This is a genomic window from Chromobacterium sp. Rain0013 (genome assembly GCF_015291765.1).
GTDB classification, from domain to species: Bacteria; Pseudomonadota; Gammaproteobacteria; order Burkholderiales; family Chromobacteriaceae; genus Chromobacterium; species Chromobacterium haemolyticum.
Map to the genome: position 1 here is coordinate 4,108,596 of NZ_CP031514.1, position 22,015 is coordinate 4,130,610.

21 protein-coding genes and 1 pseudogene are annotated in these 22,015 nt (G+C 65.6%); 14 read left to right on the forward strand and 8 right to left on the reverse strand.

Annotated elements, in window-relative coordinates; all coding sequences use genetic code 11:
* Window positions 1–34 precede the first annotated feature (34 nt).
* The 7 genes from DXT74_RS18685 to DXT74_RS18715 all read right to left on the reverse strand — a co-directional run bounded on the left by DXT74_RS18685 (window position 35) and on the right by DXT74_RS18715 (window position 5,662).
* The gene (locus DXT74_RS18685; RefSeq protein ID WP_114154497.1) at window positions 35–1,306 is read right to left on the reverse strand and encodes a flagella assembly protein FlgT middle domain-containing protein; all 1,272 of its coding nucleotides are present in this window, start codon (window positions 1,304–1,306) and stop codon (window positions 35–37) included.
* Entirely contained in the window at window positions 1,306–1,947 is a 642-nt protein-coding gene (locus DXT74_RS18690; RefSeq protein ID WP_043633845.1) for an LPP20 family lipoprotein, read from the reverse strand. The genes DXT74_RS18685 and DXT74_RS18690 overlap by 1 nt, the downstream gene beginning before the upstream one ends.
* A gap of 109 nt (window positions 1,948–2,056) precedes the next feature.
* A complete protein-coding gene (locus tag DXT74_RS18695) occupies window positions 2,057–2,974 on the reverse strand; it encodes a GlxA family transcriptional regulator (protein WP_114154445.1) in 918 nt (305 codons plus the stop codon).
* Entirely contained in the window at window positions 2,964–3,872 is a 909-nt protein-coding gene (locus DXT74_RS18700) for an EamA family transporter (protein WP_043633852.1), read from the reverse strand. Before DXT74_RS18700 ends, DXT74_RS18695 begins: the two co-directional genes overlap by 11 nt.
* The gene (locus DXT74_RS18705; protein ID WP_196783919.1) at window positions 3,859–4,050 is read right to left on the reverse strand and encodes a DUF1737 domain-containing protein; all 192 of its coding nucleotides are present in this window, start codon (window positions 4,048–4,050) and stop codon (window positions 3,859–3,861) included. The genes DXT74_RS18700 and DXT74_RS18705 overlap by 14 nt, the downstream gene beginning before the upstream one ends.
* 277 nt (window positions 4,051–4,327) lie before the next feature.
* On the reverse strand, window positions 4,328–4,879 hold the full coding sequence (locus tag DXT74_RS18710) for an isochorismatase family protein (protein WP_194426735.1): 552 nt from the start codon (window positions 4,877–4,879) through the stop codon (window positions 4,328–4,330).
* 75 nt (window positions 4,880–4,954) lie between these two features.
* Window positions 4,955–5,662 carry a LysE family translocator gene (locus DXT74_RS18715; RefSeq protein ID WP_114154499.1) on the reverse strand — a complete coding sequence of 236 codons (708 nt, stop codon included), beginning with the start codon at window positions 5,660–5,662 and terminating at the stop codon, window positions 4,955–4,957.
* A gap of 232 nt (window positions 5,663–5,894) precedes the next feature.
* Between DXT74_RS18715 and DXT74_RS18720 the strand changes: the two genes are divergently transcribed.
* The 9 genes and pseudogenes from DXT74_RS18720 (at window position 5,895) to DXT74_RS18755 (ending at window position 16,698) form a co-directional block, all read left to right on the forward strand.
* Window positions 5,895–7,343 carry a PLP-dependent aminotransferase family protein gene (locus DXT74_RS18720; protein ID WP_043633861.1) on the forward strand — a complete coding sequence of 483 codons (1,449 nt, stop codon included), beginning with the start codon at window positions 5,895–5,897 and terminating at the stop codon, window positions 7,341–7,343.
* A gap of 201 nt (window positions 7,344–7,544) precedes the next feature.
* Window positions 7,545–10,817 carry an EAL domain-containing protein gene (locus DXT74_RS18725; RefSeq protein WP_194426736.1) on the forward strand — a complete coding sequence of 1,091 codons (3,273 nt, stop codon included), beginning with the start codon at window positions 7,545–7,547 and terminating at the stop codon, window positions 10,815–10,817.
* Window positions 10,818–11,236: 419 nt separating this feature from the next.
* Window positions 11,237–11,506 carry a translation initiation factor IF-1 gene (infA, locus tag DXT74_RS18730; RefSeq protein ID WP_019104365.1) on the forward strand — a complete coding sequence of 90 codons (270 nt, stop codon included), beginning with the start codon at window positions 11,237–11,239 and terminating at the stop codon, window positions 11,504–11,506.
* Between the two features lie 45 nt (window positions 11,507–11,551).
* A complete protein-coding gene (locus DXT74_RS18735; protein WP_143330311.1) occupies window positions 11,552–11,737 on the forward strand; it encodes a hypothetical protein in 186 nt (61 codons plus the stop codon).
* 374 nt (window positions 11,738–12,111) lie between these two features.
* Window positions 12,112–13,437: a glycoside hydrolase family 19 protein gene (locus DXT74_RS18740; protein WP_081862564.1), complete on the forward strand. Its 1,326-nt coding sequence runs from the start codon at window positions 12,112–12,114 to the stop codon at window positions 13,435–13,437.
* Window positions 13,438–13,923: 486 nt separating this feature from the next.
* A complete protein-coding gene (locus tag DXT74_RS18745) occupies window positions 13,924–14,691 on the forward strand; it encodes a transporter substrate-binding domain-containing protein (protein ID WP_194426737.1) in 768 nt (255 codons plus the stop codon).
* Window positions 14,692–15,374: 683 nt separating this feature from the next.
* Window positions 15,375–15,800, forward strand: a pseudogene (locus DXT74_RS23240) (methyl-accepting chemotaxis protein); the annotation flags it as partial.
* Between the two features lie 99 nt (window positions 15,801–15,899).
* Entirely contained in the window at window positions 15,900–16,241 is a 342-nt protein-coding gene (locus DXT74_RS23245) for a CZB domain-containing protein (protein ID WP_256870422.1), read from the forward strand.
* Window positions 16,234–16,698 carry a GNAT family N-acetyltransferase gene (locus DXT74_RS18755; protein WP_194426738.1) on the forward strand — a complete coding sequence of 155 codons (465 nt, stop codon included), beginning with the start codon at window positions 16,234–16,236 and terminating at the stop codon, window positions 16,696–16,698. Before DXT74_RS23245 ends, DXT74_RS18755 begins: the two co-directional genes overlap by 8 nt.
* A gap of 10 nt (window positions 16,699–16,708) precedes the next feature.
* Here DXT74_RS18755 and DXT74_RS18760 read toward each other — a convergent pair whose 3' ends face one another.
* The gene (locus DXT74_RS18760) at window positions 16,709–17,143 is read right to left on the reverse strand and encodes an anti-virulence regulator CigR family protein (protein WP_194426739.1); all 435 of its coding nucleotides are present in this window, start codon (window positions 17,141–17,143) and stop codon (window positions 16,709–16,711) included.
* Window positions 17,144–17,286: 143 nt separating this feature from the next.
* Between DXT74_RS18760 and DXT74_RS18765 the strand changes: the two genes are divergently transcribed.
* The 5 genes from DXT74_RS18765 to DXT74_RS18785 all read left to right on the forward strand — a co-directional run bounded on the left by DXT74_RS18765 (window position 17,287) and on the right by DXT74_RS18785 (window position 21,986).
* On the forward strand, window positions 17,287–18,216 hold the full coding sequence (locus DXT74_RS18765) for a chromate resistance protein ChrB domain-containing protein (RefSeq protein ID WP_194426740.1): 930 nt from the start codon (window positions 17,287–17,289) through the stop codon (window positions 18,214–18,216).
* Window positions 18,217–18,218: 2 nt separating this feature from the next.
* Window positions 18,219–19,565, forward strand: a complete 1,347-nt coding sequence (gene chrA, locus DXT74_RS18770) for a chromate efflux transporter (protein WP_194426741.1) — start codon at window positions 18,219–18,221, stop codon at window positions 19,563–19,565.
* A 32-nt stretch (window positions 19,566–19,597) separates the two neighbouring features.
* Window positions 19,598–20,788, forward strand: a complete 1,191-nt coding sequence (locus DXT74_RS18775; protein WP_052370362.1) for an MFS transporter — start codon at window positions 19,598–19,600, stop codon at window positions 20,786–20,788.
* 123 nt (window positions 20,789–20,911) lie between these two features.
* Window positions 20,912–21,475, forward strand: a complete 564-nt coding sequence (locus DXT74_RS18780; RefSeq protein ID WP_081556221.1) for a putative glycolipid-binding domain-containing protein — start codon at window positions 20,912–20,914, stop codon at window positions 21,473–21,475.
* Between the two features lies 1 nt (window position 21,476).
* Window positions 21,477–21,986 (forward strand): GNAT family N-acetyltransferase, encoded by a 510-nt coding sequence (locus DXT74_RS18785; RefSeq protein WP_194426742.1) that lies wholly within the window; start codon window positions 21,477–21,479, stop codon window positions 21,984–21,986.
* Window positions 21,987–22,015 lie beyond the last annotated feature (29 nt).

Genomic DNA, 22,015 nt, shown 5'->3' on the forward strand with positions numbered 1-22,015 from the left:
ATGACAAGACGGCGCGACACGCGCCGGGTCCGCGTCAACGCCGCGGCATGAAGCGCACGTAGTCCCCTTCGCTCACCTTGCCCTGCGACTGCACCGCGCCGACGGCGAAATTAGGCTGCACCTGACTGATGATGACATCGCCGGCCAAGGTCTCCGGCACGCCCAGCTCGCGCCCGGAGATCAGATCCCGCACCGGTTGCGCGCTCTTGCGCTGGTAGACCAGGAATTTGTCGCCGACCGCAACGCCGTCCAGCGAGCCGGCGTTGATATACACCTGACGCGCGTCGACCAGTTTGACGATGCGGGCGGAGAACGGAATGCAAGAGATCACGTCTCCAATCCGGCTCACCGCCTGATCCAGCGCCCGGTTCACCGCCTGGCCGTAATCGCTCTGCCAGAACGCCGCCGAGGCAAACGGCCGCGGCGGATTGGGCGTCACGTCGCCCTTGGCCAGTTCCGACACCCGGTCTCTGGCCAGCAGCGCGCCGGTCAGCGCGTCGTAAACCCAGACTTCGGCGTCGAACTGGCGCTCAGTGGGCACGTACTTGACCCCGCCGCCAAACAGGCCGGCGAACGGCCCGTTGTAGAAGGTTCCCTGCTGACTGGTGTTATTGGACTCGTAGAGGGATTTGCGCAGCCCCTTGGCGGTGGCGCCGGTGGCGAGCACCCGCCCGGCCACCACAAACTGTGCGTCTTCGGATTGGCCGATGCGTCGGGCGATCTCCGCGCCGGCGGCCGGTTCGGCCACGCGCGAATCCGGCAGCACCGACACTGTGTTGGCGTCCAGCAGGCTGTACATGCGGTTGGCGCCCAGACGCCGCGACAGCTCGGTGGGCAGCCCGGTGGCCAGCTCCGGCATGTCGGACGCCTCCGCCGGCCGGTCCACCTGGAAATAAGTGGTGACGATCTTGCGACGCAGGCTGCGGCCCGGCGGCATCGCGCAGGCGGGCTCCTTGCCGCGCGCGGCGCCGGAGGGCTTGCCGGTGTCCACCTCCACCAATACATGGTAGAGCTTGCCCTGCTGGAATTCCTGCGTCACTTTGACCGCGCCCTGCGCCGGCGCCAACGGCGTCAGCGAGCCGGACTCGCTGCTTTTACCGTAATCCAGCCCCTGCGAAGCCTCTACTCGCGCGCCCTGGCGCAGCGCCACCATCTTGAGCGCGTCCTGCAACGCCTGCTCGCGCGCGGCGGCGACGCCGTTGTCCAGCGAAGCCACCCCTTCGGCGCGCATGATCTCGGCGCCGGCCGGACAAACAAAAGCCGCCGCAAACGCGGCGGCCAACAGGGTACGGAAACGAAACCGCATCATTGAGCCATGTAGTAGTTGCTGTTGTAGCGCGCCGCGCCGCAATTGCCCTCGGCGCACTGCAGGCCGGACGTGGCGTTTTCCTGCGAAGCCTTCATCACGCTGCCGGTCTTGTCCAGCGCTTGGCGGAACTGCTTGTAGAAATCCTGATCCAGCGTGATTTCGGCCACGGCCTCGCTGGTGCCGTCCGGCTTCATGCTGTTGGAAACGATGTTCACCCCGCGCAGGTAGGCATCCACGTAAGTACGGAAGCTGTCGCTGTTGGCGATCATGTTCGATACCGAGCTGTTGCCCACCAGCTTCATGCCCTGTACCTGTTCGGCGATGGCTCGGAAAGCATCCAGCCGGGCGGCACGCAGGGCCAGCAGTTTGCGCTGCGACGGCGTCAGGCTGGAGGTGTACGGCGCCGCGCCGCTGCCCACCACCCGCACCACGATGGGCTGATAGGGGTTCACTTCCTTGACCACCACCTTGGGGGCCTCGGTTTCAATGCCCGGGCCGACGAAACCGACGCCGCTCGGCGTCATTCCCGCGGCGGCTCGCGGCGCTTCGGCGGCCTGCGGCGAACGCTCGGCGGTGGCGCAGGCGGACAAGCCCAGCAAGACGGACAGAAAGCAGGCAATACTGGGAATCGTTTTCATGGCAAATACCGTTGGATGTTGCTGGAATTATGAAGCGATCTAAGCGAACGTCAACCGCAACATCGGCATTCCTATGCAAAACTTGAATAAAAACAAAATCCCGATCGCGTCAGCAAGCGCCTACGCCGGCCCGGTTCAACTGCCGCGCAGAGGAAAACCCGGCAGCCAGCGCGGCCTTCTCCTTGGACAGCCCCGCGCCGCGCCATTGACTGGCCAGCGCCAGCCGCAGCCCGGTGTGATAGTCGTGCACCGATACGCCGGCGTGCTCGCGGAACAAGCGCGACAAATGCCTGGCGCTGACGTGCACCTGGCCGGCCAAGTCCTCCACCCTCCAGGCGCGGGCCGGATCAGCGGCGATCAAGTCCTGCGCCTTGTGCACCGCCGGGTGCAAATGGTTGCGGTGCGTCAGCCACGGCGACAACTCCGGGTCGCCGGCGGAACGGCGGAAATACACCACCATGTGGCGCGCCACATCGCGCGCCAACGACGGCCCGGCGAGCTGCGCGATCAGTTGCAGAGCCAAGTCCACGCCGGCGGTGATGCCGGCGCTGCTGCTGATCGGCCCGTCCTGCACGAATACGCGGTTCTGCTGCACCCTGGCCTGCGGCGCGAGTTGCTGCAAACGCTGCAGCAGAGTGTGGTGAGTGGTGCACTGACGGCCGTCCAGCAAACCGGCTTCCGCCGTCAGCAGGCTGCCGGAGCAAATGCTGGCCACGCGCTGGCGGCTGGGGTCCACCTTGCGACGCAGCCAACGCACGATCTCGCGCGCCTCTGGCCGCGCGTAAGCCTCGATCGAATGGGCGGCGCCGCTGATCACCACCAGCGCCTCGTCGGGCAGAACCTCAGGCAATGGCGAGGCGCCCTCAAGGCTCAGGCCCAGCGAGGTGGGCACGCCGGATACCGGCGCGATGAAGTGTGATCGAAACGACGCCCCCAGTTGCGCGGCGATGCGGAAAGCGTCGGCCGGGCCGGCCAGATCCACCAGCAGCAGATTGGGCGGCAACACGAAAAAGATATCAAGCGCCACGCGTCGCCTCCCCCCCGCGCAAGCGCGCCAGCCAGCGCGCGCCGAACACGTTGACCGCCAAGCCGGCCAGCAGCAGCAAGCTGCCGGCGGCTTGCAGCGCGCTCAAGCGCTCGTCCAGCAACACACCGGACGCCAACACGCCCACCACCGGCACCAGCAGCGAAAACGGCGCCACCTTGCCGGCCGGGTGGCGCGACAGCAATCGGCTCCACAAGCCGTAACCGAACAAAGTGGCGACAAAGGCCAGATAGGCCACCGCGAACCAGGCCTGCGGCGTGAAATGCCCCAGAGCGGCGGCGATGCGCTCGCCCCCCTCCAGCCACCAGGACAGCAGGAAGAACGGAATCGGCGGCACCAGGCTGGACCACACCACCAGTCCCAACGGCTGCACGCGGTAGCCGGCGCGGCCCATCTGCCGCACCACCACATTGGACAGCGCCCAGCTGAAGGCGGCGGCGATGGTCAGCCCCAGACCCACCGCCGTCATGCTGCCGCCCTTGCTCAGGCCGATCAGCGCCAAACCGCACAGGGCCAGCAGCAAGCCGGCCATCTGGCTGGCCTGCCAACGCTCGCGCAGCCACAAGCCGGCCAGGATCAAGGTGAAGAAAGCCTGTGATTGCAGCACCACCGAGGCCAGGCCGGCCGGCATGCCCAGCTTGATGGCGGTGAACAGGCAGGCGAACTGGCCGACGCCCACGCACAGACCGTAAAGCAACAGATAGCGCCACGGCAGCGACGGCCTGCGGACGAAGAACACAGCCGGCACCGCGGCCAGGCAGAAGCGCAGGCCGCCCAGCAACAAGGGCGGCACATCGGACACGCCCCATTTGATCACCACGAAGTTGACGCCCCACACCAGCACGATGGCCAGCGCCTGCAGCAAATCACTCCACGGCATCGTCGTCTCCTTGCGCCAACGCACCCGGCCACACCACCGCCTGAGCGACGATGACGCGCTCGCCGTTGAAGGTTGCCGCCGGCGAACCGTGCAGCCGGTACCCCAAAGCCAGCGCCTCGCTGACGCGACGGCAGAAGCCGGCGTCGTCCGGGCCGGTCAGCAAACGATAGGCCGGCATGTCGTCGGGCGGAAGGATGGACCGCATGCAATTCTCCCATGGCTGCGCGGCGGGCCCCGCCCGCCGCATTCATTTTGTATCTCGCCTCACACTACGAGCCTGTTCACGATCTCGAGAGCAAGAGCGAGACAAGGCGAAAACGGCTGAGAAAGCGGAGTGTACACACGGTACATGAGCATTTCGAAGCTGTTTTTAACGCCGTATGCCAACGCGCAGCAGATCGCAAACAGGTTCTAACATCAGATAGTTGCAATGGCGATGGTCAAATACCCTCGATTCAGCGCGCCAACTTGGCCAGCGCCTGTTCCACGCTGACAATGTCGGCGAAACGGCCGGCCAGCACCAGTTCGGTCTTGGCGCGAATCTCCGCCGGGCTGAAAACCTGGCCGCTATGCGGATGAGTCATCGCAAACGTCAACGTGGCCTCGGTGACGAAGTCCACTTCGTAGCCCAGGTCGGACGCCACCCGGGTGGTGGTTTCGCAGCATTGCTCGGTGCGGATGCCGGACACGATCAAACGCTGGATGCCGTGGCGAATAAGCCAGGGCTGCAAGCCGGAATCCGTCAAAGCGTTGTGCACGTGTTTGACGAAGGTGGCAGCCGGACGGTGACGCAGCCACTCCAGCGGCCGCACCAGGCCGGACGCGGCGGAAAAGACCTCGTCGCCGTCTTCGTGCAGAATGTTGATCACCGGCGCGCCAAGCGCCTCCGCGCCGGCGATCAATTGCTGCAGTTTGTCCTGAAAAGCCGAGACCTCGTCCTCGTTCCAATACGGGCGATGACGGAATGATTCTTGTGCGTCAATCACCAACAAGGCGGTTTTCTTCATGGCGGTTTCTCCCTCGCGTCCAGGCTGGACGCTGTTGAACACAACACAGCCCGAATGCTACGGACTCGCGCGCCTTTATTTAACGCTGATTACGGACAAGCCACTGTCAAATACGGACATCGTGCCCACCGCTTGCGGAGCAGCCGGCGCGGCCGCGATCTCGGCGGCCCTGGCCGGACCGTGCGGCTGGAACTCGTCGTACAGCAACCACAGCGCGGTGGCGGCCATCAATACCCCCATGCTCAGATTAAAACCCAACAAGGCGCGCGGGCTGGCGAGCCAAGCACGCAAACGTTCGCCGGCCCAGGCCCAGACGCCGATGCACGGCAGGTTGACCACGGCGAACACCGCCGCCAGCATGGCCGCGCCCAGCCAGCGCTGACCGTCCGCAGCCGGCATGAACAGGATGGCGGCGTTGATCACCATCACCCAGGCCTTGGGGTTCAACCATTGAAACAGCGCCGCGCCGACAAAACCCAGCGGCCGCGCCGCCGCGCCCGCCTCAGGTTGGCCGGCGCGGGCGATCTTCCAGGACAGCCACAATAGATAGGCGCACCCCATCAAGGCCAGCGGCAAGCGCGCGGCCTGGATGCCGTCCAGCAACAGCGACAACAGGCTGCCCACCAGGAACACTTGGAAGGCGCAACCCAGGCTGATGCCCAGCATGTGAGGAATGGTGCGGCGAAAACCGAAATTGACCCCGGACGCGGTCAACATCAGATTATTGGGGCCGGGGGTGATGGACATCACCGCTACGTAGGACAATAGGGCGAATTCAGGCATGGCGGGCTTCTCTTTCACTTGCTCCGCGCCGTCCATCGACGCGGCATGGCGATACAAGGGGCCAACGCGGCCCCGTTTTCCCAATCCATGCTACGCAGCGGCTCGCAACGCCAACAGCCGCAGCTGTCACCTTTCGCAGTGGTGACAGCGCAGCATTTCCTCAAACTGTCACCATCGCCTATCATGGGTACTGTGTCTGTCTACCGTCGCCCAAGCGCGGCAAGCTGTCCTCATGGAACCCATTGTCGCCCCCCAAGCCCCCACGCTGTATCAGCAACTGGCCGACGATCTGTCGCTGGCCATCAAGCGCGGCACGCTGCCGCCCGGCGCCAAATTGCCGTCGGTGCGGCGCACCTCGCAAAGCCGCCAGCTCAGCCTGAACACCGTGGTGGCCGCCTACCGGGTGCTGGAAGATCGCGGCTTGATCGAGGCCCGGCCGCAATCCGGCTACTACGTGCGGGCGCGGCTGCCGTCGCCGGCTCGGCCGGCGGCCACCCTCAGCAGCCCCGCCGCGCCCACCCGCCCACAGGTCCTGGGCCTGATCGACACCGTGCTGGAGGCGCAGCAGAACGAGGACTACATCGACCTGGCGCTGGCCTGTCCGCATGGAGGAGACTTCTATCCCGGCAGCAAACTGGGCCGGCTGATGGGGCAGATACTGCGCCGCCAACCCGGCATGGTCAGCCGTTACGCGCTGCCGCCGGGCTCCTTGCGGCTGCGCACCCAGATCGCGCGCCGCGGCCTGGAACTGGGCATGACCCTGCAGGCTCAGGACATCGTGCTCACCCACGGCTGCATGGAAGCGCTGCAATTGGCGCTGCGCGCGGTCACCCGGCCCGGCGACACAGTGGGGCTGGAATCGCCCACCTATTTCAACCTGCTGCCGCTCATCGCCAGCCTGGGTCTGAAAACGGTGGAAATTCCCACCGATCCGCAAACCGGCCTGTCCATCGACGCGGTGGAGCTCTTGCTGGCGGAAAAACGCATCAACGCGCTGGTGGCAATGCCCAATGTGCACAACCCGCTGGGCGCGACCATGCCTCTGGAAGCCAAGAAGCGGCTGGCGAGGCTGATCACTCGCCACCAGGTGCCGCTGATCGAGGACGCCTTGTACGCCGAGCTACAGTTCGGCGACACCCTGGCGCCGGCGGTCAAGGCCTTCGACGACGAAGGCTGGGTCATCGTCTGCTCCAGCTACACCAAGACGCTGGCGCCGGATTTCCGCATCGGCTGGATGGAAGGGGGCCGTTTCGGTCACACGTTGCGCCAGCTCAAGTTCGCCTCCTCCGTGGCGGAGCCGGCGGTGCTGGCGGAAACCCTGGGCGCCTTCCTGGAGTCCGGCGGCTACGACCATCATCTGCGCGCGCTGAAGCGGCGCTACGCCGCCCACGTGGAGAAGGTGCGCGGCATGATCGCGCGCCACTTCCCGGCCGGCACTCACGCCACGGCGCCTTCCGGCGGCTTTCTGATCTGGGTGGAGCTGCCCGAGGACATCGACGCGGTGGCGCTGTTCCATGCCGCCATCGCGGAGAAAATCAGCATCATGCCCGGCCCGCTGTACTCCCCCAGCGGCCGCTATCCCAACGCCCTGCGGCTGTCCTGCTGCTATCCGCTGGACGAACGCTATCTGGCGGCGCTGGCGCGCGTCGGCGTTCTGGCAGGCCAGCTCCGACGTTCATAACCCCCGTCGGCAACGCCTCTGCGCGTCGGGCCCGGACATGCCCGCGCTCCGTCGCGCCCGACGACATGCCTAAAGGCGTCCGAGGGTTTTTATGAATGACTCATATTGCTATTAAGTAGTTGGCCTTTTTGCAATCCATGCCTAACAATTAAACAAGACCTGAGCGCGCCCGCAGCGGGCTCGAGCGCAAAAAGAGACTTCATGCCGACGACCAAGAAACCAGCCGCCGACAGCAGGTCCGCCGCCGGCAAACACCAGCGCCGTCTGCGCGATCTGCTGAATCGCTACGACGCCGCCTTCTCCGCTGGCGCGTCGCTGGACAGCTTGTTACGCCAACTGGAACAACTGCGCGATTACGCGCTGCGCCACGCCATCGGCGAAGCGCAGATCTTGTCCGCGCTGGCCGCCCAACCCTTCCTGCCTCAGGACAGCGCCGCCGGACGGCAGGCGCGGCAGATGCTGACGGACATGACTCACAATCTGGGACGGCAACTGCTGCAGCCGGCGCAGCCCTCCTCCGCCAAGCCGCTGTCGCCGGCTCAGGCCATGCTGGAACAATTGGAAGACGGCGTGCTGCTGCTAGAGCCTGCAGGCCAGCAAGTGCTGTACGCCAACGCCGCGCTGATGGAGTGGCTGGGCCTCGCCGACGCCCCCGCCTATCCTGTCGCACTCTCCGCGCTGGCGCCCGGCAGCGGGCTGACCGAAGCGTTGCGTCCGTTGCTGGCCTTGCCCAAGGACAAGCCCAGCCAAATCGCCGCGACCCCGCTGCGTCGGCCGGGAGGCGAAGTCGGCCATGCCGACATCCGCGCGCGGCCGTTGCGGGCGGATGATCATGACTGCCTGTTGCTGACCTTTCACGACGCCACCGACCGGCTCACCTCCGAACAATTGCTGACACGCCATCTGGACATCCTCGCGCAACTGGCCGGCCTGTCCGCGGAACTGGCCAGCCAGCCGGCCGAACCGCTGTGGGCGCGCATGAGCGGCCTGCTGGAGCGCGTGGGCCGCTTCCTCGGCGCGGACCATTGCCTGTTGGCCCTGCTCGATGTCGACGGCAAGCAAGTGCGCATCGCCCGCGAGTGGCGGCGCGAAGCGCGAGGAGCCGGCCCTCCGGCCGAATCGCCGGTCATTCCTCGTTCCAAGCTCTACTGGCTGGAACAACAACTGGGCCAGCAGCGCACGTTGCAACTGAACGACAGCGCCGACGCTCCGGAAGCCGCCGACGTGCTGCGACAGTTGCTGGGCGACAACGGCCAGAGCGCGCTGCTAGCCACGCTGCGGCCTCGCCAATGCTGGCGCGGCGTGCTGGCGGTCAGCGCGCCGGCCCCCCACAGCTGGCTGTGGATAGAACAACACATGCTGCAATCGGTGGCGGACATGTTGTCCAACTTCCTGGATCGCAGCCAGCACCACAGCGACGCCCAACGCCGCCAGAGCGAGGCGTTGGCCCAGGCGCGCGTCGGCCATTGGGAATGGCGGCGCGGCGACTCCGCGCCGCATTGGTCCGACGAGCTGTATCAACTGTGGCGGCTGGACCCTGCGCGGCCTCCCCCGCCGCTGACTCAATTGCCCGCGCTGCTGCCGCCCGGCGACTGGCCTCCGCTGCGCCGCTGCCTGCGCCACGTATTGCGCCGGCGCGAAACCGCTCAACTGGACCATCGCATCCTGCTGCCGGACGGCGGCAACCGCTACGTGCGCCATCACATCGCGCTGGAACAGGATGACCGCGGCCGCGTCCTCCGCCTGAGCGGCACCTTGCAGGACATCAGCGAATTCAAGCTCCGCGAGCAGACCCTGCAACAAGCCGCGGCGGTCTACGAGCACACGCTGGAGGGCGTGATGATCGCCGACGCCGACCTGCGCATCCTCGACGTCAACTCCGCTTTCAGCGCGCTCACCGGCTACGCCCGCGCCGATCTTCTGGGGCAAAGCACGCGCTTATTGTATTCCGGCCGCCACGACGTCGGCTTCTATCGCAGGCTGTGGCAGGCCGTGACGGAGCACGGCCGCTGGCAAGGCGAGATCTGGAATCGGCACAAGGACGGCAGCGTGGAGCCGGCCTGGCTCACCGTCACCGCGGTGCGCGACGGCTACGGCGCGGTGCGCAACTATGTCGGCGTGTTCTCCGATATCGCCCAGATCAAGAAATCCGCCGCCGAAATGGCGCAGTTGGCCCATTACGACCCCTTGACCACCCTGCCCAACCGGCTGCTGTTTCTGTCACGGCTGGAGCATGCCATCCAGACCGCCAAGCGCGAACGCCGTCGCGTGGCGGTGCTGTTCATCGACCTGGACAACTTCAAGCAGATCAACGACACCCGCGGCCACGGCGCCGGCGACCGGCTGCTGGTGGAAGTGGCGGCCCGCCTCAAGGACTGCTTGCGCGCCAATGACACCGTGGCCCGCATCGGCGGCGACGAGTTTCTGATCCTGCTGGAGAACCAGAAAGCCGACAACCCGGTCATCGACATCGCCAATAAAATCGTCAAAGCCTGCTCCCGCCCTTTCCAACTGGAGGAACAAGAGGTGGAAGTGGGCTGCAGCGTCGGCATCAGCATCTATCCGCGCGACGGCCAGGACGCGGAAACCCTGATGCGCAACGCCGACGCCGCCATGTACCAGGCCAAAAACGACGGCAAGGGCGCCTTCCGCTTTTACACCGAGGAGTTGACCCAGCGCGCGCGGCTACGGGTGGAACAGGAGCGCGAACTCCGCCTGGCGCTGGAGAGACGAGAGCTGTTTCTGGTGTTCCAGCCCAAATACCACCTGCAAAGCGGCGCCCTCGTCGGCGCCGAGGCCTTGCTGCGCTGGCAACACCCAAGCCTGGGTCTGATTGGGCCGGACACTTTCATTCCGCTGGCGGAGGAAACCGGCCTGATCATTCCAATCGGCAGCTGGCTGATCCGCCACGCCTGCGGCATCTTGCGCCGCTGGCAGGATGCCGGCATCTCTCCGGGCGTGCTCAGCCTCAATATCGCCGGGGCGCAAATCCAGCGCGCCCCCATCCTGCAAACGCTGAAACAGGCGCTGCGCGACTGCCGGATTCCGCCGAGGCAGATCGAACTGGAAATCACGGAACGCTTCGTGATGAGCAATCCGGACGCGCATCTGAAAGTACTGCGCGAACTGCGCCAGCTGGGGGTTGGTCTGTCCATCGACGATTTCGGCACCGGCTACTCCTCGCTCAGCTACTTGCGCCAACTGCCGGTGCAAACGCTGAAAATCGACCAGTCCCTGGTGCGCGGCCTGCCGGACCACGAACACGAGGCCAGCATCAGCCTGGCCATCATCTCGCTGGCCAAAACCCTGCGTCTCGGCTTGGTGGCGGAAGGCGTGGAGAACGAGGCTCAGCGGCGTTTCCTGCTGGACGCCGGCTGCGAACACGGCCAAGGCTTTCTCTACGCACGGCCGCTGCCGGAAGACGAATTCGCAGAACTGGTCAAAAACGGCGGTTTGGCCCCGCCCCGCCCCTGAGAGCCTGTTCAAAGTCTCGCGGGCCAGGGCGAGACGCTGAACAGACGCCATGCCGCCAAGGCGAAGAAACCGGCTTGCCGATCAGATTTTCAACACTGCGGCGGCGGCGGCGGATAAATCCATCTCCCTGATTTTTTTGTGAAAACCGCCTCTTCGCCGCGCCTGATTCGGCCATTGCCGGAAAAATCCTTGTATTTTTCTGACAAATCAGTGCGTTAGATATATAATACCGTTCGCCTCAGATTTTCTGATCGTTCCGGCAGCTGCCTGCTGGACGCTCCGCCTTGCCTGAGGGCTGCCTGTGAAGCCAGCCCCTCCCTAGCTTGGTTACCGAATAGACGCGCCAATAGCACCCGCTCGCGGCAGTCCACGTGACTGCCGCTGTGGCTGTTGGCCTACCGTATTAGAAAGGAATCGTAATGTCCAAAGAAGACATGATCGAACTGGAAGGTGTTGTCATTGAGATGTTGCCTGAGTCCCGCTTCCGCGTGCGCCTGGACAACAACGTCGAAATCCTGGCCTATGGCTCGGGCAAGATGAAGATGCACCGTATTCGCGTTCTGGTAGGCGACCGCGTCACTGTAGAGATGTCGCCCTACGACTTGACCAAGGGCCGCATCAATTTCCGTCATCCGACGGCGCCGGCCGGCGGCGGCACTCCTCGTCCGCATCACAACCGACGCCGTTGATCTGCCGGCATGATCCGCTATCGCGGTCATGCCCTGGAGCAACATTTGCGAGTCAATGAACTCAAACCAGGCGATTACATCGCCGAACAACACGATAGCGCCGCGATCACTTTTACCGTGATTGCGGTCCATGCAGCAGGACGTCACTGTCACATCACCTTTTCGTCAGAATTGGGCCTGGATTCCGCCAGCTACCCGCACGACGCCTGGATCAACGCCTCTCGCCCCTGAGACGGCCGCGCAGTTACGATTGACGCCCAAAGCCGCACCCGCCCGGGATCTCACCCCGGCGCCAGCCGCGGCCGCTTCCGCCTTGTTTGTCCGAGCCCGGCTTAGCCGCGGGTCGGCCGCATTGCCGCGTCAATCTGATTCTTCCTCAAAAAGTCATTTGACATATCTAGAATTGGTTCCATAGTGGTATCTATGCCGCGCATCGCGCACGGCAGAAACCACCCAAGGGGCCTAGAAACACCATCGCAAGCGGTGTATGGAGTCCAGCGCGACGGCGCTGCCGGACCGCGCATTCGGTTTGTCCGGGCCCTTATAAACGGCTGCCCGATTCACGCGGCGTCAACCGCGGCGGCAGCTCGACAACAGGAGCCAACATGCGCAAACCCTTCTCCGCCCTGCTGCTCGGCCTGGCCTGCCAGGCCGTCTTCGCCGCGCCCTGGAACGCCGGCGCCGTCTACCAAGCCGGACAACAAGTCCAATGGCAAGGCCAGGACTGGCAGGCGAAATGGCGCACCCGCGCCGAAACGCCGGCCGCCAATCCCAGAGGCAGTTGGACGCCGGCGGCGGCGGCCAAGGCCGCGGCGCAGGCCGAACCGGGCCAGCCTCAACCGCCCACGCTGCAGCAAGCGCTGCAATACGAGGCAGGCCTGACCGACACCGCTTTCTTCCGCAACGTCAAAGCCTCGATCCGCACCTTGCCCAACGCTCAGGTGGAGCAAGTTGCGCCGGGCCGCGCCGCCAATCCGCTGAACGTGCGCCGAGTGGAGCGTCTGCTGTCGGCAGCCAAGTGGGAGTATTACTTCTCGCGCCGCGACGCCAGCTATAGCTACCAGCGCTTCCTGCAGGCCATCGCCAAGTTTCCCGCCATCTGCGACGACTACAGCGATGGCCGCGACGGCGACGCCATTTGCCGCCACAGCCTGGCCACCATGTTCGCCCACTTCGCCCAAGAAACCGGCGACCATAACCGCAGCGACACGGTGCCGGAATGGCGACAAGGCCTGAAATACCTGCGCGAAATGGGCTGCGACGAAACCGGCCCCGGTTGCGGCTATAACACCGAATGCGCCGACCCGGTATTCAACAAGGTGTGGACCTGCGGCAAAAACGCCGACGGCAGCTGGAAAAAATACTTCGGCCGCGGCGCCAAACAGCTGTCTTACAACTACAACTACGGTCCTTTCTCCCAAGCCATGTACGACGGCGACCAATCGGTGCTGCTGAAGAATCCGGACCTGGTGGCCTCCACCTGGCTCAACCTGACCTCGGCCACGTTCTTCTTTGTCTTCCCGCAGCCGCCCAAGCCATCGATGCTGCACGTGCTGGACGGCACTTGGGTGCCCAACGCAGCGGACAAGGCGGCTGGAGCCGGCAACAACTTCGCCACCACCATCCAGATCATCAACGCCGAGTGCGGCGGCGGCACCGAACGTCAAGCGGCGCAGAACCGCATCGACTACTACCGTCAGTTCGCCAAAGATCTGGGCTGGGACTACGGCAACGAACAGCTGTCATGCGCCAATATGCAGCGCTTTAGCGCCGCCAGCTCCGCCGCCTACAACATCTATTGGGAAAAAGACTGGAAATGGGGCAATGACTACAAATGCCAGTTGGTGAGTTACCAGACGCCCTACAGCGCACTGCAAGCCGGCAACTACCAGCGTTGCGTAGAGGACAACTGGAACATCAAGCTCAAATGAAATCGGCCGGCCCCGCTCACACGGGGCCGGCCTCACCAACGACTCTTGTTCACCCGTGCATCACCTCCCTGCCCACAGGTTCCGTCTCGTGTTCACGATAAGCCATCGCGACTAAACGCCGCGTCAATCCGGCCGCTGCCGCACTAAAAATCGCATCAAGAACCTTAGAAGCTGTTTGAGTTCTGGTGTACGGCGCTCTATTTGCTCAAAAATGGCCGCCAATGGCGAATGTTACCCAGCGACTTACCCTAGCAGCCAACGATGCGCCTGCTTTAGCCGTTGGAGCGAGCCCGACCCGGATGGTGCCGGCCTCATGAACGCGGCTGGGCAGCGGCGGCGTTTGCGGCCCTGCCGCCGGAACTGAAACGGGGGCCGACGCGACAGACGGAGCGGGAATATTGAAACTCCGCCAACCAGCACTATGCCGCCGAGAGCCGGCGCTGTTACCCTCTGCGCAGACGATAACGATGGATATGTGGATTGGGCTTGAAACAGATAGGATTGCTGCTCGCGGCGCTGGCCGCGCAGCCGGCAACCGCGGCGACGCTGGACATGGTCTACGGCGCGGTGGCCTCAGACCCGTACATGAGCGGCGAAGGCGATCAGGTGCCGCTCCACCCCGGCGCAGTAGTGGAAATGGCGCAGGCGGCGGCCAAGGGCTGCCGGATCGCGCTTAAACTATCGCGGCTGCCGGGCAAGCGCCTGCTCACCGAGATGCAGCACGGTCAGCACGATGCCGCCTTCATGTTTTCACACAATAAAGAACGCGAAGCTTATTTCAACTACCCGATGCAGGGCGACGAGCCGGACCCCCGCTACCGGCTGACCACGCTGGCCTACTCCTTGTACGCGCTGAAAAGCGCGCCGCCGGCCTGGAACGGTCAAAACCTGCCGGCGCTGGGCGCCATCGGCGTCAACGCAGGCTGGTCCATCGCCGACGATCTGCGCGCCAAGGGCGCCAGGGTGGAGACGGCAAAAGACACTGAGATGAACTTCCGCAAGTTGCAGGCGCGTCACATTGCCGCCTACGCCACGCAGAACCACATCGGCGACCGCTATGTGGAGGAACACCCTCAAGCCGGCTTAATCCGCCTGCAGCCGCCGCTGTCGCGCAAAGACTACTACCTGGTGCTCGGCAAACGCTGGCACAAGGACAACCCGGGGCTGGCGCGCTGCCTGTGGCAGCAAATCGGCAAGCTGCGCGAAACCATGCTGCCCGCGCTGCTGCGCCAGCCGTGGTACCGGCAACCCTGAGCCGGAACGCCTGGTTTACTCCTTCCGCGCTTTTCGCTTCTCTCCACATGGCCCCGCCCTGCCGCGGCATGCCTCTGGACACGGCCTCTCGCCCAGCGAGGATGTGCGTTTTCCGCGTCGCCGCTGATGTGCCGACATTGATTTTCGTCATATTGATTCTTATTTAAATAAGACAAATGATTGCAGATTCATGACAGCATTCGGATAATGCTAAACGTTTATTTAAAATCATCCGGCGACATGCAAGCGCTCTAAGAACGTGTTTGCGATCTCGCGAGCTAAGTCTAGACAAGGCGAAAACAGCTGAAAAAGCAGACTGTACGCACCGTACATAAGCATTTTGAAGCGGTACTCACCGCCTCACGTCTCACAACGCCCAGCAGATCGTAAACAGGCTCTTAGCGCTCGTCCGTCCCGGCCGGCGTCACAAGGAGATAGCAATGGGTTTCTGGAACAAGGCCGACACCACGCGACAGCAAGCGGAGCTGTTGCAATGCAGGCAGGAAGCCGAGCAACTGCGCACGGAGCTGCGGCACACCCGCGCCCGCGCCGACGAGGCGGAAAGCCAGCTGGCGGCCAGCCAGGCCAAGAACCAGGAACTCCACGGGCTGATCGCCAATTTATCCGCCTTCGCCCAATCGATGACCGATACCCAGCAATCGCTGGCCACCCTCTCCAGCGTGATGAGCCAGGAGAAAGACCGCGCCGTCGCCGCTCAGGGCATTTCGCTGCACAGCCGCCAATCCATAGACCAGATCGCCGCCGATCTATCCAAGCTGGCCGGCGCCTCGCAAGGCGCGGCGGAAAAAGTGGGGGAGCTGGACGCGCGCGCCCAAGAGGTGGGCGGCATCGTGCAATTGATCCGCGACATCGCCGACCAAACCAATCTGCTGGCGCTGAACGCCGCCATCGAAGCCGCTCGCGCCGGCGAGCAGGGACGCGGCTTCGCCGTGGTGGCCGACGAAGTGCGCAAGCTGGCCGAACGCACGGCCACCGCCACCGCCGACATCGCCAAACTGGTGGAGCAGATTCGCGGCGACAGCGCCGGCAGCCGCAGCCAGATGGGCCAACTAGCCGAGCAGGCCGCCCGCTTCAGCCTGGACGGCGAGACCGCCGCCGGCACCATGAAGCAATTGCTGGATATGTCCACCAGCATGGAAGGCAGCATCGCCGCCTCCGCGCTGCGCGGCTTCTGCGAACTGGCCAAGATGGATCACCTGATCTACAAATTCCGGGTCTACCAAGTGATGTTCGGCTTGTCCGACGAAGACATCGGCCACTTCGGCTCCCACCAGCACTGCCGCTTCGGCAAGTGGTATTACGAGGGCGAAGGCCGCGCCAGCTTCTCCCACCTGCCCGGCTTCCGTGAAATCGAAGCGCCTCACGCCAAGGTGCACACTGCGGCGCTGGACGCCTTGCGCGCCCATGCCGAAGGCGACAGCCGGGCCGCGGTGGCACAGGTGGCGGCGATGGAAGCCGCCAGCCTCCAAGTGTTGGCCGGGCTGGAACACATGGCCGGCGCAGGCGCCGCGGAACCGCGCCATGACTGAAACCACGTTCACCATCCGTCCGTTGCAAGCCGGCGACTACGCCGATTGGCTGCCGTTATGGCGTGGCTACAACGCCTTCTACGGCCGCGAAGGCGCGACCGCGCTGCCCGAGGAGGTGGAGAGGGAAACCTGGCGCCGCCTGCTCTCGCCGGCGGAACCGGTACATGGGCTGGCCGCGGTCGCCGGCGACGCGCTGCTGGGCATCGCCCATCTGCTCTACCACCGCAGCACTATCCAGATTCAGGACGCCGCCTATCTGCAGGACCTCTACGTGGCGCCGGCGGCCAGGGGAAGCGGCGTCGCCCGCGCGCTGCTGCGGGCTGCCGCGGACCGGGCGCGCGCCGACGGCGCCGTGGCGCTGTACTGGCGCACCGCCGGCGACAATCACGCCGCGCGCCGCTTGTACGATCAGGTTGCGGAGCTGGCGGACACCGTGATCTACCGCCAAATCTTGTGAACCCACCGGATCAGCGCAGCACATCCAGCAAGATATCCGCTATCAATCCGCTGGCCGCCACCAGCACCAGATCCGCGCCCACCGCCCGCCACTCGTAGCCGGGGTGGCGCGGCAGCTGGCTCAGCAAGGGCGCCGGCAACACCTGCTTTGCGATACCGGGCGGCAAGGGCTTGCCGCGCGCCAGGCGCTTGCGCATGCCGGGCGGCAGCGATTTATAGCCGGTCGCCCCGGAGTCCAGCGCCAAGCGCCGCGCCGCGGCGACGCTGATACCCGCCGCAACCCAATCCCTGTCCGTCCGCGCCGGCGACGCCTCCCTGTCCTGATCTTTATACTTGTGCTTTCCCTGCCCCTCGCCATGCCCCTTGCCTTCCGGCGGATTGGCCAGCGTCGGTGCGGCCAACGCCACCGCCAACAACAGCGCCGCCCATGATTTCCATCGCTTCATCTTCGTCTCCCGTCGCGCAAAGTCCGCTTTGCATTATCGACCAGCCGAGGACAAGAGTTTCCCCCTCCCAGCCAGTCCACTCAAAAAATATATTGATCACTACATAAAATGTAGAATACGCTACATAAAAATGGAGCGCATTCATGGACTGGCTGCTGTTGATCACTTCCTTGCCCACCGAAAACGCCACCGCGCGCATGCGCGCCTGGCGCGCCTTGAAAGCCAGCGGCTCCGCCGCGCTGCGCGACGGCGCCTACCTGCTGCCCGGCGGCGACGCCCGCCTGCAACAGCTTGAGGCCATCGCCGCCGATATCCAGCAACACGGCGGCGTCGCGCGCTTGCTGACCTGCCGGCCGTTGGACGGCAGCGATTTTCCGCCGCTGTTTCAGCGCGACGCCGACTATCAGCAGCTGCGACAGGACATTCAGGAACAGATGCGCGGCCTGGACCCGGACAACGCCGCCGAGCGGCTGAAACAATGGCGGCGGCTGGGCAAGGCCCTGGCCGGCATCGCCGCCATCGACTTCTTCCCCAACGCCGGCCAAGAACAGACCCAGACGGCCTTGCAACAGCTGGAAGCCGCCATCCAGCAGCAATTGTCGCCGGGCGAGCCGCATAGCCTGGAGATGCGCATCCCGCGACGCGCCGCGGCCGAGCACCAGGGCCGGACCTGGGCCACTCGCCGCCGCCCTTGGGTGGACCGGCTGGCCTCGGCCTGGCTGATTCGCCGCTTCATCGATCCGCAGGCGCGCATTCTGTGGCTGGCGGCGCCCGGAGACTGTCCGCCGGACGCCTTGGGCTTCGACTTCGACGGCGCCGCTTTCACTCATGTCGGCGACAAAGTCAGTTTCGAAGTGCTGCTGGCCAGTTTCGAGCTGGACTCGCCGCCGCTGCGGCGGCTGGCCGCGCTGGTCCATTATCTGGACGTGGGCGGCGCGCCGCCGCCGGAAGCCAGCGGCGTGGAAACCGTCTTGGCCGGCCTGCGCGCCGCGCTGAACGACGACGATCAACTGCTGGCAGCCGCCTCCAACATCTGGGACGGGCTGTACCAGCAATTCGCCAAGGAAGCCTGAACATGCCGCCCGACCGTCCCCTAACCCCTCCCGCCCCCGTCGGTTTCTGGCAAGCCGTCCAATTTTGGCTCAAGCTCGGCCTGATCAGTTTCGGCGGCCCGGCCGGCCAGATCGCCATCATGCATCAAGAGCTGGTGGAGCGCCGGCGCTGGATTTCCGAACGCCGCTTCCTGCACGCTCTGAATTACTGCATGTTGCTGCCCGGACCAGAGGCTCAACAACTGGCCACCTATATCGGCTGGCTGCTTCACCGTGGCTGGGGCGGCGTCGCCGCCGGCGCGCTGTTTGTGCTGCCGTCCTTTTTCCTGCTAGTGCTGCTGTCCTGGATCTATGTCGCTTACGGCCACCTGGCTTGGATCGCCGGTCTGTTCTACGGCATCAAGCCCGCGGTGGTCGCCATCGTGGCCCAAGCGGCCTGGCGTATCGGCACGCGCACGCTGAAACGGCCCTGGCTGTGGGGTGTGGCGCTGGCCTCGCTGTGCGCCATCGCGCTGTGGCAAACGCCGTTCCCGCTGATCGTACTCACCGCGGCCTTGATCGGCGCGCTGGCCGGCCGGCTGCGGCCGCGCTGGTTCCAGGCCGGCGGCCACGGCGGCGCGGACGCGCATTTCGGCCCGGCGCTGATCGACGATCACACCCCGCCGCCGGCTCACGCCCGCTTCTCCTGGCTCCGGCTCTGCCGCGCCGCGCTGGCCGGCCTGCTGCTATGGTCCTTGCCGATGGCGCTGCTCGCCGCCGTCTACGGCTGGCACGGCGGCTTTACCCAAATGGGCTGGTTCTTCACCAAGGCCGCCCTGCTGACTTTCGGCGGCGCTTACGCGGTGCTGCCCTATGTCTATCAGGGCGCGGTGGCGCATTACGGCTGGCTAAGCGCCGGCCAAATGCTGGATGGCCTGGCGCTGGGCGAAACCACGCCGGGGCCTCTGATCATGGTGGTGGCCTTCGTAGGCTTCGTCGGCGGCTACGCCAAGGCGCTGCTGGGCCCGGACCACCTGTTCCTGGCCGGCGCGCTGGCGGCGGCGCTGGTCACTTGGTTCACCTTCCTGCCCTCCTTCATATTTATCTTGGCCGGCGGCCCGCTGATCGAACACAGCCATGGCCAAATCCGCCTGACCGCGCCGCTGACCGCCATCACCGCCGCCGTGGTCGGCGTGATCGCCAACCTCGCCCTGTTCTTCGGCTGGCATGTGCTGTGGCCGCAGGGCTGGCGCGGAGGCGTGGACTGGGCCGCCTCCGCCATCGCCGCCTTGGCGGCCTGGGCGCTGCTGAAACGACAGGTCAAAGTGATGCCGGTGATAGCCGGCGCGGCGCTGGCCGGCCTGCTGCTCAGCCTGTGGCGTCTGCCGTGAACGAATTCCCACTTCAAGAAAGGACCGCGCGCATGCAGCCACGCATCCCCGCCACCATCTGGGCCCTGGGCCTGGTCAGCCTGTGCATGGACATGTCCTCCGAGATCATCCACGCGCTGTTGCCGGTGTTCCTGGTCTCCACCCTGGGCGTCAGCGCGCTGACCCTGGGCATTATCGAGGGCCTGGCGGAATCCACCGCGCTGATCCTGCGCGTGTTCTCCGGCGCCATCAGCGACTACTGGGGCCGGCGCAAAGGCTTGCTGCTGCTGGGCTACGGCCTGGCGGCGCTGAGCAAGCCGCTGTTCCCGCTGGCGCACAGCGCCGAAACCGTGCTGGCCGCGCGGCTGATGGACCGCGTGGGCAAGGGCATACGCGGCGCGCCGCGCGACGCGCTGGTGGCCGATGTCGCGCCGCCGGAAATCCGCGGAGCCTGTTTCGGCCTGCGCCAGTCCATGGACACCATAGGCGCTTTCGCCGGCCCGCTGCTGGGCATCGCGCTGATGTTCTGGCTGGCGGACGACATCCAGCAAGTACTGTGGTGGGCTTGCCTGCCGGCCCTGCTGGCGGTGCTGCTGATCGTCGCCGGCGTGCGCGAACCGGCCGGCGGCGAGCGCAAGCCCTTCCGCTCGCCGCTGCGCCTGGGGTTGCTGCGTCGATTCTCCAGCCGCTACTGGTGGATCGTCGCCATCGGCGCGCTGTTCACCCTGGCCCGTTTCAGCGAGGCCTTTCTGGTGTTGCTGGCGCAGCGCCACGGCCTGCCGCTGAGCTGGTTGCCGCTGGTCATGGTGGTGATGAGCCTGGTCTACGCGCTCACCGCCTACCCGGTGGGCGTGCTGGCCGACCGCTGCAGCAAGAGCATGCTGCTGGCCATCGGCCTGCTGATCCTGATCCTGGCCGATGCCGCGCTGGCGCTGTCCGGCTCCATCGCCATCACCCTGACCGGCATCGCCCTGTGGGGGTTGCACCTCGGTTTCACCCAAGGCTTGCTGGCCACGCTGGTGGCGGAGGAAACGCCGGCCGATATGAAGGGCACCGCCTTTGGCCTGTTCAATCTGGTCAGCGGCCTGTGCCTGCTGCTGGCCAGCGTGCTGGCCGGCTGGATGTGGGACCGCCACGGCAGCGCCAGCACCTTCATTGCCGGCGGCGCACTGGCCGCCGCGGCCTTGGCGGCCACCTTGCTGTGGCATTGCCGGGAACGGCGGCTTGCCAGTCAAACCGCCTAGCAACCTGTTCAAAATCTCCCGGGCGAGGACGAGACGAGGCGAAAACGAACGCCGCTCCGGCCATGGACAAGAACACGGGCAATGCGGTGAAATACGACATCATAAAAACAGCAAGCAACCGCCATGTCCCACACCTTTGTTTCCTCCATCGTCTGGCAACGGCTGGACGCTCCCGGCCACGATTACGCCGCCTTAGAACACAGCGAACTTGGCCCGCGCCTTAGCGGCTGCGCCGTCTTCGTCGAAGACGGCGTCAACTGCCTGCTGCGCTATCAGGTGGACTGCGCGCCGGACTGGAGCACCCGCCGCGTCGAGGTGAGCGGCTACCGCGGCGGCGAAACCATAGCTTTGCTGCTGGAAACCGACTCTGACCGCAACTGGCGGCTCAACGGCGCGGAACAGCCGCAGGTGCGCGGCTGCGTCGACATCGACCTGGCCTTCACCCCGGCCACCAATCTGCTGCCCATCCGCCGCGGCCGGCTGGACATCGGCTCGGCGCTGGAGCTGAGCGCCGCCTGGCTGCGGTTCCCGGCGCTGACCCTGGCCCCGCTGCCTCAGCGCTACACCCGTCTGTCCGAGTTCGGCTACCGCTACGAATCGCGGCAAGGCGCGTTCCAGGCGGAGCTCAGCGTCAGCCCTGACGGGCTGCCGCGCGAGTATCAGGGCCTGTGGCGGGAGGCGCGCTGACATGGCCGCGACTTGCATCCGCCCGGCCGCGCCGGAAGACTTTGACCGCCTGGCCGAAATCGAACGCGCCGCCGCCGCCCGCTTCGATCCGCAAGACCTGCCGCCGGCGCTGGCCGGCGACGCGTTGCCCCGCGACGAACTGGCCGCCGCCCACGCCGCCGGCCTGCTGTGGGTGGCCGCCGACGCCGACGGCGCGCACGGTTTCCTGCTGGCGCGCCGCTGCGGCGACAGCCTTCACCTGCAGGAAATGGATGTCTGCCCCGGACGCCAGGGGCAAGGCCTGGGTTCGGCGCTGATCGCGCACGCGGAAACTATCGCGCGCGGGCAGGGACTGAGCCGCCTTACGCTGACCACGTTCGAGCATCTGGCCTGGAACGCGCCCTACTACCAAAAGCGCGGTTTCCAGCCCCTCGACGATGCCGGCTGCCCGCCCTTCCTGCTGGCCCTATTGCGCGCCGAAGCCGAACACGGCCTCAAGCGACGCGTGGCGATGCACAAGCCGCTGCGTTGAATCCGCCCGACAACACCGCAAGATTGGTC